This is a genomic window from Lysinibacillus sp. GW821-FHT14F06, assembly GCF_058803665.1.
In genome coordinates this window covers 16,696-31,488 of the sequence record NZ_JBXAPF010000014.1, presented here as the reverse complement: position 1 = coordinate 31,488, position 14,793 = coordinate 16,696, and the positions used below count along the sequence as shown (strand labels likewise).

At 32.6% G+C, this 14,793-nt stretch carries 16 protein-coding genes; all 16 read right to left on the bottom strand.

All coding sequences use genetic code 11. The annotated features are described in order from the left end of the window. Window position 1: 1 nt before the first annotated feature. The 16 genes from AC1RNS_RS13855 to AC1RNS_RS13780 all read right to left on the bottom strand — a co-directional run bounded on the left by AC1RNS_RS13855 (window position 2) and on the right by AC1RNS_RS13780 (window position 14,781). Entirely contained in the window at window positions 2-829 is an 828-nt protein-coding gene (locus AC1RNS_RS13855; protein ID WP_492993449.1) for a transketolase, read from the bottom strand. Beyond that, a complete protein-coding gene (locus AC1RNS_RS13850; RefSeq protein WP_492993447.1) occupies window positions 822-1,577 on the bottom strand; it encodes an SDR family NAD(P)-dependent oxidoreductase in 756 nt (251 codons plus the stop codon). Before AC1RNS_RS13850 ends, AC1RNS_RS13855 begins: the two co-directional genes overlap by 8 nt. A 23-nt stretch (window positions 1,578-1,600) precedes the next feature. Then, window positions 1,601-1,840 carry an acyl carrier protein gene (locus tag AC1RNS_RS13845; protein WP_492993445.1) on the bottom strand — a complete coding sequence of 80 codons (240 nt, stop codon included), beginning with the start codon at window positions 1,838-1,840 and terminating at the stop codon, window positions 1,601-1,603. Between the two features lie 23 nt (window positions 1,841-1,863). After that, window positions 1,864-2,511 carry an acetyltransferase gene (locus tag AC1RNS_RS13840; protein ID WP_492993555.1) on the bottom strand — a complete coding sequence of 216 codons (648 nt, stop codon included), beginning with the start codon at window positions 2,509-2,511 and terminating at the stop codon, window positions 1,864-1,866. A 56-nt stretch (window positions 2,512-2,567) separates the two neighbouring features. Then, complete coding sequence (rfbA, locus tag AC1RNS_RS13835) at window positions 2,568-3,428, bottom strand: glucose-1-phosphate thymidylyltransferase RfbA (protein WP_492993443.1); 861 nt, start codon at window positions 3,426-3,428, stop codon at window positions 2,568-2,570. A 308-nt stretch (window positions 3,429-3,736) separates the two neighbouring features. Beyond that, window positions 3,737-5,170 (bottom strand): protein arginine N-methyltransferase, encoded by a 1,434-nt coding sequence (locus AC1RNS_RS13830; protein WP_492993441.1) that lies wholly within the window; start codon window positions 5,168-5,170, stop codon window positions 3,737-3,739. 11 nt (window positions 5,171-5,181) lie between these two features. Next, window positions 5,182-6,360: a hypothetical protein gene (locus tag AC1RNS_RS13825; RefSeq protein WP_492993439.1), complete on the bottom strand. Its 1,179-nt coding sequence runs from the start codon at window positions 6,358-6,360 to the stop codon at window positions 5,182-5,184. Window positions 6,361-6,451: 91 nt separating this feature from the next. Then, window positions 6,452-7,162, bottom strand: coding sequence for an acylneuraminate cytidylyltransferase family protein (locus AC1RNS_RS13820; protein ID WP_492993437.1), 711 nt, complete (start codon window positions 7,160-7,162; stop codon window positions 6,452-6,454). Then, on the bottom strand, window positions 7,144-8,205 hold the full coding sequence (locus tag AC1RNS_RS13815; protein ID WP_492993436.1) for a nucleotidyltransferase family protein: 1,062 nt from the start codon (window positions 8,203-8,205) through the stop codon (window positions 7,144-7,146). The genes AC1RNS_RS13820 and AC1RNS_RS13815 overlap by 19 nt, the downstream gene beginning before the upstream one ends. Window positions 8,206-8,210: 5 nt before the next feature. Continuing rightward, a complete protein-coding gene (locus tag AC1RNS_RS13810; protein ID WP_492993434.1) occupies window positions 8,211-8,834 on the bottom strand; it encodes an acetyltransferase in 624 nt (207 codons plus the stop codon). Next, window positions 8,827-9,903, bottom strand: coding sequence for an N-acetylneuraminate synthase (gene neuB / locus AC1RNS_RS13805; protein ID WP_492993433.1), 1,077 nt, complete (start codon window positions 9,901-9,903; stop codon window positions 8,827-8,829). The genes AC1RNS_RS13810 and neuB overlap by 8 nt, the downstream gene beginning before the upstream one ends. Continuing rightward, window positions 9,900-11,027 (bottom strand): UDP-N-acetylglucosamine 2-epimerase, encoded by a 1,128-nt coding sequence (neuC, locus tag AC1RNS_RS13800; RefSeq protein WP_492993431.1) that lies wholly within the window; start codon window positions 11,025-11,027, stop codon window positions 9,900-9,902. Before neuC ends, neuB begins: the two co-directional genes overlap by 4 nt. Before the next feature lie 3 nt (window positions 11,028-11,030). After that, window positions 11,031-12,185, bottom strand: coding sequence for a LegC family aminotransferase (locus AC1RNS_RS13795; protein WP_492993429.1), 1,155 nt, complete (start codon window positions 12,183-12,185; stop codon window positions 11,031-11,033). Further along, window positions 12,182-13,186, bottom strand: coding sequence for an NAD-dependent 4,6-dehydratase LegB (locus tag AC1RNS_RS13790; protein WP_492993428.1), 1,005 nt, complete (start codon window positions 13,184-13,186; stop codon window positions 12,182-12,184). The genes AC1RNS_RS13795 and AC1RNS_RS13790 overlap by 4 nt, the downstream gene beginning before the upstream one ends. Further along, on the bottom strand, window positions 13,187-14,434 hold the full coding sequence (locus AC1RNS_RS13785; RefSeq protein ID WP_492993426.1) for a motility associated factor glycosyltransferase family protein: 1,248 nt from the start codon (window positions 14,432-14,434) through the stop codon (window positions 13,187-13,189). It abuts the gene before it with no gap. Then, window positions 14,431-14,781, bottom strand: coding sequence for a DUF8042 domain-containing protein (locus AC1RNS_RS13780; protein ID WP_492993425.1), 351 nt, complete (start codon window positions 14,779-14,781; stop codon window positions 14,431-14,433). The genes AC1RNS_RS13785 and AC1RNS_RS13780 overlap by 4 nt, the downstream gene beginning before the upstream one ends. Window positions 14,782-14,793 lie beyond the last annotated feature (12 nt).

Here is a 14,793-nt window from a genome sequence, read left to right as displayed (position 1 = left end):
TTTATCTCACCTGCTCTTCCATTGCTTCATTAAATAATTTTTCAGTCAAGACCGCATGATGCCAATCGATACTATTTTCCATAAAAGATACGCCTTTACCTTTAATAGTATTTGCAATAATTGCACGTGGTTTATTATCTATTCGTTTTTTTGTAAACACTTCATATAATCTATCTATTTCATGACCATCTACAACGGAGACATCGAAACCAAAACTCTCAAATCGTTGTTCTAAATTTGACATATCTAGTATATCGTTTGTCTTACCACCGAGTTGAATCCCATTTCTATCAATAATAATTGTTAAATTATCTAATTTAAAATGAGTTGCAGACATTATTGCTTCCCAAACAGAACCTTCATTACATTCTCCATCACCTAGTAAAACATAAACTTGATTTTCAAGTTGTTTTCTTTTTAAACCTAATGCAACCCCTACTCCCAAAGATAATCCCATTCCTAAACTACCACTTGTAAATTCAATGCCTTTATTTCGATTCATAACAGGATGTCCTAAAAACGCACTGCCTGTTTTCATAAAAGAATCTAAGTCTTCATCTGTAAGGATACCACATTCGTACAATGCACTATAATAAGCAAGTACCCCATGTTCCTTACTCAAAATAAAACGATCTCTTTCATCTTTACCTAAATTTTCTAGTGAAATATCCATAATCTCTCCGTATAATACTGCAAGTAATTCTATAATCGAAAGACCTGGACCTAGATGAGCTGCATTTTTCCCTGACTTAAATGCCATTTTTAATGAATTTTTACGCATTCTATCTGATATTGCTTTTAATTCAATAAATTTCAATTGATTATCCATTGTAAATGCCTCCATCTATTCGTATTATTTGTCCAGTAATGTAACTAGATAATTCTGATGCTAAAAATAATACTCCATTGGCTATTTCCTCTGGTTTCCCTAACCGCTGCATACAAGAATTTTTAATGATAGCTCTTAAAAACTCTTCATTTGAAATAGATTTTTTAAGCATATCAGTTTCAGTAAAGCCTGGTGCAATTCCATTGACACGAATATTTAATCTACCTAATTCTTTAGCTATTGTTTTTATCATCGATTCCAGTGCAGCTTTACTCGCTGAATAAGAAAACATTCCTTTATAACTATCTTCAGCAGCAATTGAAGTAATATTAATAATAGATCCTTTACCATTTTTACTCATCAACTTAACTATATACTGAGTAAATTGCATAGTAGCAAAAAAGTTAATATCCATTATTTCTTTTACATGAGTTTGTGATGTCATTTGGAATAGAGTATCACCAGCAACTCCAGCATTATTAACTAAAATATCAATAGGTATATTTGAAGAATGAATTTTTTTCACTGCACTTTTCATAGCATTAGGATCCTTCATATCAAAATAAACAGGCGTTATTATAACACCTGTTTTTTCCTGGATTGAAGTTAGATCATTAATAAAATCAATCGTTTCAATTCGAGCACATGCAAACACATTTGCTCCTTCATTAGCGAATTTTTCTACTATTGCTTTTCCAATTCCTTTATTACTTCCAGTCACAATGGCTGTTTTCCCATGTAGTAGCACCTATTCATCACCCTCAAACATTTTTAAATTTCTATTTCGTATTTACGTAAAATGTCTTTTCCAATCTCATATGAACTGAAATCAATAACATCATCAGTTTCTAACATAATATCAAAAACATCCTCAATTTCAGCAATCATAGCCATATGTCCAACTGAATCCCACATTTCAATAGAGTTATATTTTAATTCACTATTCAATTGCTCATACGTAACTTCAAAATATTCTATGAAAATTAAATTATATTTATTTAATGCATCCACTATTATCACTTATCCTTATTATATTATTTTTTTGGTATTACAACTTTCTTTGCAGGTGTTCCCATAACTGCTGTGTTTGCCATAACTCTTCTTAAAACTAACGACCCAGCTCCAACAACAGCTCTCTCTCCAACCGAAGATGAAGGTAATGTATATGAATGGCTACCAAAAAAAACATATTTATCAACCTTAGAATTACCAGTTATGCTACAAAAAGAATTGATTGTTGTAAAGTCCCCTATTATAGCATCATGTCCCACCGTAGAATTACAGTTAAATGTAACAAAGTCTCCAATCTTGATATCACAAGTTAAAATGACATTTGGACTTATGACTGAGCCCTTTCCTATAATAACGTTCTCTCCAATAAATGCTCTGTCACTCACATAAGTATAAAACTCAGCCTGTTTTTCTTCCATTTTTTTCACAACTTGTTCTTTTCCATCAGGATTTGCTATAGCAATAACAAAAATGTCATTTATTTCGATTTCATAATCAATTATTGTATTTAGTATTCTATAACTAGATTTCTTATCATTATTCTTGCTAAATTTTACATCATCTATAAAACCTTTAATGGACCACTCAATATTATTTTTAGAGTCTTGTTTTAAATAACTATAAACTTCTCTACCAAATCCACCCGCACCAACTATGACTAAATTTTTCACTTTCAATCAATCCCCCTGTATTAGTTGGAAAATAAACAACTCAATAGATCAGTTTACTATTTGATAAGTCTCTCAAGATACTTCCCATAACTATTATTATATTTTGAAGCTAGCTCTATCAATTTACCTGAACTAATCCATTCTTGATTAAAAGCAATTTCCTCAAGGCATGCAATATAGTATCCTTGTCTTTTCTGTATAGTCTCTACAAATTGACCCGCTTCAAGCAAACTTTCAAATGTTCCTGTATCTAACCAAGCAAAGCCTCTACCTAATAATTCTACTTTTAATTGTTTTCTATTTAAATACTCATTATTAATATCAGTAATCTCAATTTCACCTCGTGCAGATGGCCATACATTTTTAGCTATCGATACAACGTCATTATCATAAAAATAAAGTCCTGTGACAGCATAATTCGATTTTGCTTTCTGTGGCTTTTCTTCTATTGAAATTGCATTTAAATGCTCATCAAACTCTACTACGCCAAAGCGTTCTGGATCCTTTACCTGATAGCCAAAAACAACAGCACCTTTTTCTAAAGCAGCCGCACGTTTTAAAACTGGCGTAAACCCTTGTCCATAAAAAATGTTATCACCAAGTATTAGGCATACAGAATCATCCGCTATAAATTCCTCACCTAATATAAAAGCATCAGCAAGCCCCTTAGGTTCCTCTTGTATTTTGTATACTAATTTAATCCCCCATTGAGATCCATCTTCTAAAAAACTTTGATACATTGGTAAATCCCTCGGTGTTGAAATAATCAATATTTCCCTAATACCAGCTAGCATAAGAACAGATAAAGGGTAGTAAATCATCGGTTTATCATAAATGGGCAAAATCTGTTTTGAAATAGATTCTGTTAATGGATAAAGCCTTGTGCCACTCCCACCTGCAAGAATGATTCCTTTCATGATAGCCTCCCAAATTAGCTATAATATCAGGTGTGTTGATTAACCATTTTTATACATCCAAAGAGGCTGATTTCCGCTACGGGCTACTCGCTTTCCTGCGGGCGAGCGTCGAGCCGCTTCCTCCGCTTCGCTCCGTGCAAGGTCTCGTTTGTCTCGCTTTCCCGCGGGAGTCGAGTAGCCCTACGCTACAATTAGTTAAAATGGAAATATATTGGCAAAGTGGTAACGGAAAAATCCTTTTATCGCTCAATAATAAACTTATTTTTTCCTAATCAACACGCCTGCTATAATATTTTACTATTAAATAATTACTGATTTTCAACTTTGGCAAACAAAACAGTTTCTTCACCAAAAATAGTAAAATGATTAATATAGAATTTATAACCTAACTCCAACGAGTCGATAAATGTAAAGATAGTCGCATACTCTTCAATACTGTGATATATAGAAATAGCAAGTTTTGGCTTAAACATTCTAATTGTTTGTTCCGCACCTATAAGTGTATTTAACTCTGCTCCTTCGATATCCATCTTAATAAAATCTATACGTGGAACTTTTTCTATTTTCACAAAATCATCAATAGCTATTGTTTTAATTAGATTATTGCTTATTTTTTCAGGTCTAACAATACTTCCTGGACCATTGTCTATATAATATAAATTTAAATCACTAGTATTCCATAATGGGCGCTCGATTATTTTTACATTATTAATACCCTCACTATTCATATTTAACGCCAGATTTTTTTTTAAAATAGACAAGTTACTTTCTATAAATTCAAATGTATATACTTGACCATTTAGCCCAACCTCATTGCTAAAGTATAAAGCTGTATCACCGTAACATCCACCCGCATCTATTACAAAATCTCCTTTTTCAGCCTTTATATCCTCATACTCATACTGCTTTCTCACAAATGTAGATTGTATGCCAGAAGCAGTATAAAATAATTCAAGTGGTATACCCATTTTGTTAAGGTTAAAATGATTTAAATACCAATCTTTAAAATCGATTGGTATGATTTGATCAGAACAAATATACTCATTTAGTATTTGCCGTTCGTTCCAATAAGACTGTGTGTTTAATGTTAACCAAACTCTTTTTGGACCTAACATTCGATATGCTAAAACTTGAACTAAGCATTGTCTATCTAGAAAATCTAATGCTTGATTCAGTTTCTCTAATTTAGGTAAAATCCCCACAATTTGTTCACCAATTTTTGTATTAGGTGTCATCATTAAATGATGTATTCCTTCTTGACGCGAATATCTATCAAAATCAACATTATCAGTATGATTATTTTTTATACTTTTTAGCAAAAAAATTGTAAACTCACTTAAAAATGTGCCATTGCTCTTGATTTTAGGTAAAGTACCATTTCTTAGTATATTAGATATTTCCAAAATATAATCATATGCTTGAGTTACTAACTCTGGACTGTCAGAATACAACGTAATTGCTTCAAAGCACTCCCTAGCTTCCTCTAAGTATAATTTATTAAAATATACAGTACCAAGGTTGTATATAGCATCAACATTCATCAATTGTAGTATTACAGCCAATTCAAAATATGTCTCTGCTTGTTCTACTTCACCAAGCATATAATATTTCATTCCTAAAAAATTATATGTATTTGAATCACTTACAACTCTAACTTTCCCTACTTTGATATCACTTAGAATATCCGTTTCTTTATCAGTAAATCTTGAATTTAACTCTTCAAATGTTAGTAATTCTTCCATAATAATCTCCTTTAGTAAAACTCATTTTTCACAACATTAATAATATTAAGTATGTCTTTTTCATAACTAAAATTTTTTTCCGCTAGATGCTTCCCTTCTTCAACCATCTGTTGGTATAAGACTTTATTTTGAATTACTTCATTCATTCGCTCTACTGTTTTCATTATTGTATTCAAATCGTAGAATAAAGTTGTATTATTCAATTTTGGATTGAGTCGAGTTAAATCACGCATTTCATTTGTGCATAGGAGAGTGGAATTAAACAAAGTGTTTGAAATACGTTCATGAGACAAATTAAACATAGGCGTAATATTTAACGATACTTTACTTTGAGCAATAATGTTAATACAGTCTATGTAAGAAACAGATGGTTTAATCTTTACATTTGGATACTTACCAAAATACTCATCTACATTACTATTTGTAAATATCCATAGCTCAATACCACTTTCTGCAAATTCCTGTAAAGTAATAATCCTAATGAAATTCCGGTAAAATAAATCAATATATGGAAAGATTGCTTTTGAAATACTTAATATTTGTTCTTCTACTATGTTTTCTTTTTCCCGTAAAAACTTTTCAAAATAGACCTCAATTGAATCACTAAGCATTTTTCCCGAAGTGCTCACTTCATCTGTAATTTCCATAACAAAATCGTTTGTTATTTGAAATAATTCTTGACTATTTTCTTGTAATGCATCAACTAAAGTATATGGATTACTAATTGATCCAAAAAATACAGTTGGAAATACTTTATTTTCAAATGGTGTATAAAATCGTTCTTTACTAGGGGTATGATTATTAATTTGATATCTTGTTACATCTAATTTTTTGAATGCTCTATCATAATAGGTCTGTGGCCCAAGTGTGAATACAGTAGACGCATTTGGACGTAACAAAGCACGATTTCCTATGTGACGATAAGGATGATCTCCTAACAATACAATATGAGGAATTTCAGTATACTCATGATGAGTTTTTTCACCAAAAAAATAACACACTGGATTTGCTCCTAAAGTAAAATCTGGTTTAAAACTTTTAACTAATTCTTGATATTCTAATGAATCCACTATGTTCATATTACAAACAATTGTTTCAATACCAAAATCATTCATCTCTTGCCCTAAAAATTGTGTGCCAGTATTTAATACTTCATACTGACTTTGTCCTTGGAAAACTATTGCTTTCATTAAGTACAACCCCTATCGTATTTCTCGTTCTTTTTATAAAGTGTCCAATTAATCACACTTTATTAATTTATTAATCCAAATACATAATATATTAATTTTTATGATTTCCTCTTTTTTTCTCCATTTTGCCCTCTTGTATAATACTTTCGCAATATATAAAATCCAACTCAGTGTCTATATCAATTGAATTTCTTTGTTTCATAACAAATCCTTTGGTGTCATTTGTGAAAAATGATTTAGTATGGAGAATGGAATTCACTTTTGCAACGTATATTGCACCATTAAGCGAGTACACTTTTGGTAAGTCTTGACGCTTTAATATTAAATTATTTTGCTTTAGTAGAGGCGAGATATTCCCATTTACTAAGGTATACATCCAATAAGGAGATTTCTCTTGTTCTGTCAAACTTACACAAAAGTCTGCATTTTCATTTAATATCTTTTCTATACACCCATCGATATCCTTAACAGTTCGTAATGGAGACGTTGGTTGCAAGAGTACTATATAATCAAACCCTGGGCATTGCTTAATAGCGTGCAGCACTGGCTCAATCCCTGGAGTATCATCTTGTGCTAGCTCTAAAGGACGCTTAAACGGGACATCGCAACCATATTTCTTTGCAACTTCTATAATCTCTTCATCCTCTGATGTTAAAATTATACGATCAAGATATTTAGATTTTTTTGCCTCATCAATCGTCCATGCAATTAATGGTTTTTCTCCTAATTTACGAATATTTTTACGTAGAACCCCTTTTGAGCCTCCACGTGCAGGAATAATTGCTAAAAATTTAGGTTGCATAAATACCGCTCCTCGTATTCTAAATTAGCTTTTTCAAAATCAGCCATTCGACCAATATCTACCCAATATTCACGAATTGGAAAAACAGATGTTTTCATTTTTTTCCCAATTAGTTGTTCAAATAGAGTAGGCATATCATAAAAATTATCTTTTGGGATATGGTCAAATATTTCAGGATTAAGAACATAAATACCAGCATTTACAAAACTACGATGGATAGGTTTTTCTTTAATAGACAATAAATCAGTTCCTGAAGTTTCAATAACACCATATGGAATTTGATATTCATACTCACGTACACACATCGTAGCAATTGATTGATGCTCAAGATGAAATTGCATAAGTTGTTCAAAGTTTATTTGTGTTAATAAGTCTCCGTTCATCACAAAGAAGGGCTGCGTAGGTTTATCTTCTATTATCGAAAGCGCCCCTGCAGTCCCCATCCTCTTACTTTCTTCAACATATTCAATCGTCACATCGAATGCTTCTCCATGTTGAAAATAATCCTGAATAACCTCTTTTTTGTAATTTACAGAAAAGATAAAATGAGAATAACCGTATTGTTTAAATCCCTCTATAATTGATTCTAAAATAGGCTTATTTCCAACTCTTAACATCGGCTTCGGCGTATCATTAGTAAGGGGACGAAGTCTAGTTCCCAATCCTCCAAGCATTAAAACTACAGTATTTTTATTTGTGGTAACATGCAATTTATCCATAAACAAAACATCAACTATTCTATTAGCTTCATCTACTATAGGTAGTTGCTTTAACATTTTTGATTTCATTAACTGCTTATATTTATACGACTTTTGTCCACTTTGTGCACTAATTGGATTATGGTTCATGATAGTAGTAATAGGTACTTCAAGCCCTTCCCCACGTAAAATACCGCGGCGAATATCTCCATCCGTGACTGTCCCTAGTAGTTGGTATCCTTCATCAACCACTACTGCAAATTGCAGAGAAGAAGAATCAATAATTTTCATTGTTTCAAGTAATGTTTGAGTTTTTTTAACTATCGTTTTTTGCCATTGTTTCATAAGTGTTACACTTCCTTTGCAGGTACGCCAACTGCTTTTTTGCCATTTGCTATATTTTTCACTACAACTGCTCCTGCACCAATTAAGCAGTAAGACCCAATATGAATACCTTGAATAATAGTTGCCCCAGTACCAATATGTGTTCCCCTCTGTATATTGACGCCACCTGATATTTTTGTACCAGGTGCAATATGTGTATGGGAACCAATTAAACAATCATGATCAATTAATGCACCTGTATTTATAATACTATTATCGGCAATTGTCGCATTCGTTTGAATAATAGCACCCGCCATTATTTGAACACCCTTCCCTAATTTAACAGATGGTGAAATAATAGCTGAAGGATGTATTACAGATTTAAAATGATAGTTCGCAGAGCGCAAAGTATTAAATATTGTTTCACGTAATGAAGATAGTTTAACTGTTCCTATCCCAAGTACTAGTGAAATGTCACTCTCATCATAACTCGTTATAACTTCATCAGTTCCTAAATAAGGTATATTAAAAGCATTTTTTTCACATGTCGGCGCAGTAAATCCAATAATCGATTCCTTTTGATTACGTAATATTTCCGTTAACACTGAGGCATGACCACCATTACCAATGATAATAATAGACTTACTCATCTATTAAATCATCCTCTACATAAGATTTAGAGGCTGTTTGTCCTATGTAAGACCAATACTTCGAGGGCTCAATACCAAGTCCAGGTCTTTTTACAGCGAGATTTTCTGTAGTAAATATTTCTCCAGCTTTTATCGAAATTTTAGCGACTAAACTTTTACGTGAGGGAATTCGATTTTGCAACTCAATCTCAGTAGGCTTCTTAATACCATTACCTAGTGCTAACTCTACTTCTCTTATTCCTTTAACCATTGCTTTTAACTCTTCGGGATTTAAGGAAGCAGTATGATCTGGCCCCTCCAATGCTTTGTCCAAAGTGAAATGCTTTTCTATAACCCTCGCCCCCATTCCAACTGCAACTATTGGTATGTGAATACCCTCTGAATGGTCAGATAAACCAATAGGTAATTGAAAGTTTTTCTTCATTTCATATATTGCCTTTAAATTAATAGAATCCATTGGGGCTGGATATTGTGTTGTACAATGTAGAAGAGTTACATATTTTTTCAATACATTCTCCGCTTCATCTGTTCTATAAAAAGCATGTACTTGCTCACACACAATCGGCTCTAGTGGTCTTGCTAATCCATAAGAAATAAAAGCCAAAGCCTCATGAATTTCATCAATTGTTGCCATACCTGTCGATAAAATAATCGGCTTTCCTTTCATTGCAATATAATGGAGAAAAGGTGCGTTCGTTAACTCTCCTGATGGAATTTTAGCAGTTGTCATACCTAATTCATCTAGCAAAAAATCGACACTTTCAAAATCAAAAGGTGTCGATATAAATTCAATTTGTTCTGTGTGACAATAAGATTGCAACTCCCTAAACTCCTCGTAAGTTAACTCCAGCTTTTTTAACATAGCCAATTGAGATGTACATTCTCCCAAGTTTTCAACTTGATAATCTGCTTGTTTCGCTTTCTTTGTTACTAAATTTTCAGCTTTAAAGGTTTGAAATTTAACTGCATCTGCCCCAGCTTCTTTTGCAACCTTTACTAGCTTTTTTGCCATATCTAATGAACCATTATGATTGACACCGGCCTCTGCGATGATATATGTCTTATTCATAGGTCATAAAACTCCTTTTGTATAGAAAATGAAGATAAACTATGCAATACGTTCAATATTTTTTCTGATACATTACCTTCGCCAAAAATCTGATCATAAACACCATTAAAATGCCTTGCCCTCTCAATAGTTAAATAGATTTGTTCAGCATCAAGCACTGTATTAAACACTGAATTCGGCTGCTCTCTACCTTCTTGACGGCTCCCACAATTCACAGTAGGCGTCTCTAAATAAGGAACTTCAATTAATCCGCTTGATGAATTTCCAATAACCACTTCAGCATACTTCACTGCACTTAAATACTTTAATTGACCTAAAGAATCATATAATTTAGCATTATTATGTGTGAATACAAATTGTTGAATAGCCTCATTAATCATTCGTCCACCATTATCTGCATTCGATTTAGTAAATAACAAATTAATGTCCTTAAAATTTTCCAATGCTTCCAACAATTTATAAATCCCATCTATCTGACCATTCGTTTCAGGGTGATATGTAATTAAAAACATTGGACGAAGATTATCAAGTTGAAGATTTTGATATAATTCATTTTTCGTTAGTAGATTTAATTCCACAATATTTTCAATTCCTAGTGCACCTACATTAAAAACGCACTTAGGTGACTCTCCTAATTGAATGACTCGTTTACGATGAGACTCTGTACTTGTAAAATGCCATGTAGCCATTTTGGTAATAGAATGACGAATGGCATCATCATACGCACCAAAAGTACATTCACCACCATGTATATGAGCAATAGGAAATTGCATAATAAGTGCTGACTGTGCAACTGCTAACATTTCAAAACGGTCACCTAAAATAATAATTAAATCAGGTTTTAAACGGGCAAGTACATCTGCAAAACTAATAGTAGCAAGCCCAATTGATTTTACAACACCTGTAGCTGTATCTGTAGATAATAGTATTTCTACTTTCTCATCAATAGATAAACCGTCACTTTCAATTTGTCTGTAGGTATTTCCAAACTCTGGAGATAGGTGCATTCCCGTTACAACCATTTGTAATTCAAGTCCATTATCTTGTTGAATTTTTTTTGCAAGGTTTGTCAGTAAACCATATTCTGCTCTAGTCCCAGTCACAACACAAATTTTACGTTTCACTTGTTATCCCTCACTTAATGGCGTACTAGGAATGTTAACAACACTTTCATTTAACTGCTCTGTCACATTCAAATCTGCTTTTGGACAATTTTGATACATTGCAAGTTTGTGCATTGGCGTCCAAATTGGGCGACTCATTACACCTTGTTCATTTAAAAAATCCAATACTTCATCTCGATTATATTGTTTATCAAGTATAAATGCTTGCAGCCAATAATTACTTCTGGTATTTGCAGGCTCTATAAATAAAGATACACCTTCTATATTCACTGACCATTGCTCATACCGCTTTGTTAACTCACGCTTTTGCGGAATAAACATTGGCATTTTTTCTAGTTGTGCACAACCTAAAGCTGCATTCAAGTTTGGCATTCGATAGTTATAACCAATTTCATCATGTTCATATGCCCAACGATGAGGAGCTTTGGCAGTTGTCGTTAAATGCTTAGCATAGTCAGCTAATGCATCATCATCTGTTACAAGTGCACCGCCACCGCCGGTTGTTATAATTTTATTTCCATTGAAACTAATAGCACTTACTTTCCCAAAGCTCCCTGTATGTTTTCCTTTATAATATGTTCCTAAAGATTCTGCAGCATCTTCAATTAGAACAAGATGATACATTTCACATATTTCTAGTAATCCATCTATATCACCAGCATGTCCAAATGTATGCATCGGTATAAGAGCTGAAATCCGTCGGCCCGTTTCTTTATTATAAAGATTACCATTACGTAATTGACCAATAGTCTCAAGATGTATCTTTAATCTTTCCACATCAACACCTAATGTCTGAAAGGAAACATCTACAAAATGAGGTACAGCACCCATATACGATACAGCGTTTGCCGTAGCAATGAAAGTAAGTGAAGGTACTAAAACTTCATCCCCTGCTTCTACACCTACAACCTTTAAAGCAATATGAAGTGCAGCTGTTCCGTTAACAACAGCAACTGCACGCTTTACACCGACAAAGCGAGCTAGATCCTCCTCAAAGCGATTAACATATTCCCCAACAGAAGATACCCAGCCAGACTTAACACAATCCGTTACATATTCTATTTCTTTGTTATTGAACGTTGGTTCATGTAAAGGTACATATTCTTTCCCATAATAGGATTTTACATGCTCTATAAATGCCATCCATTGATTATTCATATGTTATATACATCTGCCTTATATTGAGATAAATTCTTTGGATTTGTAAACCATTCAATCGTTTCTTCAAGACCTCGTCGGAAGCCTTCTTTACCACCATATTTTGGTGACCAATTTAATAATTCTTTCGCTTTTTTATTTTCTGCCCATAGGCGTTCTACTTCACTTTTTTCAGGTCGCAGGCGTTCCTCATCCGTGTCAATTGTTAAATTAACCTCCATTATATCTGCAATCATTTCTGCTGTTTCCCCAATTGAAACTTCATAATTTGATCCAATATTAATAACTTCTCCAATAGAATTAGAAGATTCTAAAACAGATATAAAACCATTTACTGTATCTTTTACATAGTTAAAATCACGTGTAGGACTAATAGAGCCTAACTTAATTGTATTTTTACCATTTGCTAGCTGACTAATAATAGTTGGTATAACCGCACGAGCCGATTGACGTGGTCCATATGTATTAAAAGGACGAATAATTGACACTGGTGTATCAAATGAACGATAAAATGATAAAGCCATTTGATCAGCTCCAATTTTAGAGGCTGAATAAGGGGATTGTCCTTGTAATGGATGTTCCTCATCGATTGGTACATATAAAGCTGTTCCATATACTTCACTTGTTGAGGTATGTACAATCTTTTCTATCCCTAATTCTTTTGCAGCTTGTACTATATTTAATGTTCCTTTCACATTTGTATCGACATACATTGCTGGAGAATGGTAGGAATATGGAATAGCAATAAGAGCCGCTAGATTTAACACATGAGTGCAGCCTTTCATGGCTTCTTTTACACCATATGGATCACGAATATCTCCTGGAAATACATCTAAAGATGCTTTTATTTCTGATGTAGATTGGTCGAGCCATCCCCATGAATTAAATGAATTATAATATACTAATGCACGTACATTATAGCCTTGTCGAACTAAAGCTTCTGTTAAATGAGAGCCGATAAAACCATCAGCTCCAGTTACCAAAATTTTTCTTCCAAACAATTATTTCACCTCATTTATTTTAAATTCAACGTTCGGTAACGAAGTATATATTTTTAGTAATGCAGGTTCACTTATAAACGGGACACCTTCAATTTTAGCTCCATGCCATGCAGTAGTATAAATCTTTACATTGGATTTAGCAGTCATTTGCTCAAACCATTTTCTAAAATAAATCAAATCAGCCTTTGTATTGATTAATTCTCCGCTATTCGCGATTATTTTTCTAGTGCGATCATGGCCATAAAATATAGAATTCGATGTCGAAAATTTAGAATGTGTGTTATCTTCTTTGAAGCCTAAATCCTGACCGAACAACAATATACAATCAAACCCTAGAAATAGTAATAGAGAAAATCCAGCTGTAGCAACAGAGCCACCTGTTTTTAACAAGTCTAATCTATTTTTCTTTGCATACTCTTCTGACAGCGTATAATCCCTCTGAAATAAAATGCTTTTATTTCCTTTATGCTTATCAATTACGCTGGAATTTGCTGTTGAAAGATAAAATAACATTCCTGTATATTCCGTATTTATAAACTGCGCTTCCACAAGGGATGAGGGGTCTGTTATTATAACAGCATCTGGATGAATACCTTTTGATAATAATGTGTTTAATGCAGCTCCAACACAAAGAATAAAAACTTTTCTTTTTATTTTCTCAAGTATTTCTATAGTTAAGTCTAGTGATGGCCCCGCTGCTACTAAACATGCATGTTTTCCCTTAAATTTATTTTTAAACTGCATATAGGGTAAATTTCGTTGCAGAACATTTCTATCGAAATTTCTCTTCATTATACTCTCAAATGTAATTTGACTCATTTGTTGTATTTTAATACTTTCTAAAATATCATGTAATGGATGATCAAAACCAATCGCTTTCATCCAAGAAAGAGGTATAATAATTTGATAGTTTAATAAATCTTTCGAATTAGTTGAATTTAGATTGATTAAATTAACATTCTCCATTTTTAATATTTCTTTATTTTGTGAATACTGCTCAAAATAGAATAATTCTTGCTGGCTTAATAATAAAATATCTATATTTTTGCTTCCAGCCAAATTAAGTAAAGATTCTAAATGATATCCTAAACCTAAACCAACTAATAAGTAACCTCTGACATCTTTATTAAATTCATTATTAATAAAAATCTCAGCATCTTTTTTTGGACTATACTTACTGTAAATATTTATACCATTTACCTGTAAAGTATATTCTCCATTTTTAGCCAATAAAACTTTATATTTCATTGAAATTTACTCAATTCATAGACAGAACACTCTTCAAAAAATGGACTTATTTCATATTCGAACATATCTGCGACTAAAACATAGTCTTGCTTTTCAAGTCCTTGATTAATTTCATTTAGAAATTCATGTATTTTTTGAGGTCTAAGAGTGTTAATATAACCATTTTTATCTAATAGGTTATTTACTTCTATAAGCCACCCCATACCTTCACTAAAATCTAAAACTAACTTTAATGCTTCTTGAATTCTATTTTCTCTCAAGTATTGAGCAATTAACTTACAGCCACTAGGTACTCTATTTAAATATTCATTGTAGGTTTCCATTGTTTCAATTATTAATTTGTCCATTAAATTTACCTC

Coding starts and splice junctions, on each gene's coding strand:
- AC1RNS_RS13855 (WP_492993449.1), bottom strand. CDS start 829: ATGGATAATCAATTGAAATTTATTGAATTAAAAGCAATATCAGATAGA.
- rfbA (WP_492993443.1), bottom strand. CDS start 3,428: ATGAAAGGAATCATTCTTGCAGGTGGGAGTGGCACAAGGCTTTATCCA.
- AC1RNS_RS13830 (WP_492993441.1), bottom strand. CDS start 5,170: ATGGAAGAATTACTAACATTTGAAGAGTTAAATTCAAGATTTACTGAT.
- AC1RNS_RS13825 (WP_492993439.1), bottom strand. CDS start 6,360: ATGAAAGCAATAGTTTTCCAAGGACAAAGTCAGTATGAAGTATTAAAT.
- AC1RNS_RS13820 (WP_492993437.1), bottom strand. CDS start 7,162: ATGCAACCTAAATTTTTAGCAATTATTCCTGCACGTGGAGGCTCAAAA.
- AC1RNS_RS13815 (WP_492993436.1), bottom strand. CDS start 8,205: ATGAAACAATGGCAAAAAACGATAGTTAAAAAAACTCAAACATTACTT.
- AC1RNS_RS13810 (WP_492993434.1), bottom strand. CDS start 8,834: ATGAGTAAGTCTATTATTATCATTGGTAATGGTGGTCATGCCTCAGTG.
- neuB (WP_492993433.1), bottom strand. CDS start 9,903: ATGAATAAGACATATATCATCGCAGAGGCCGGTGTCAATCATAATGGT.
- AC1RNS_RS13795 (WP_492993429.1), bottom strand. CDS start 12,185: ATGAATAATCAATGGATGGCATTTATAGAGCATGTAAAATCCTATTAT.
- AC1RNS_RS13785 (WP_492993426.1), bottom strand. CDS start 14,434: ATGAAATATAAAGTTTTATTGGCTAAAAATGGAGAATATACTTTACAG.
- AC1RNS_RS13780 (WP_492993425.1), bottom strand. CDS start 14,781: ATGGACAAATTAATAATTGAAACAATGGAAACCTACAATGAATATTTA.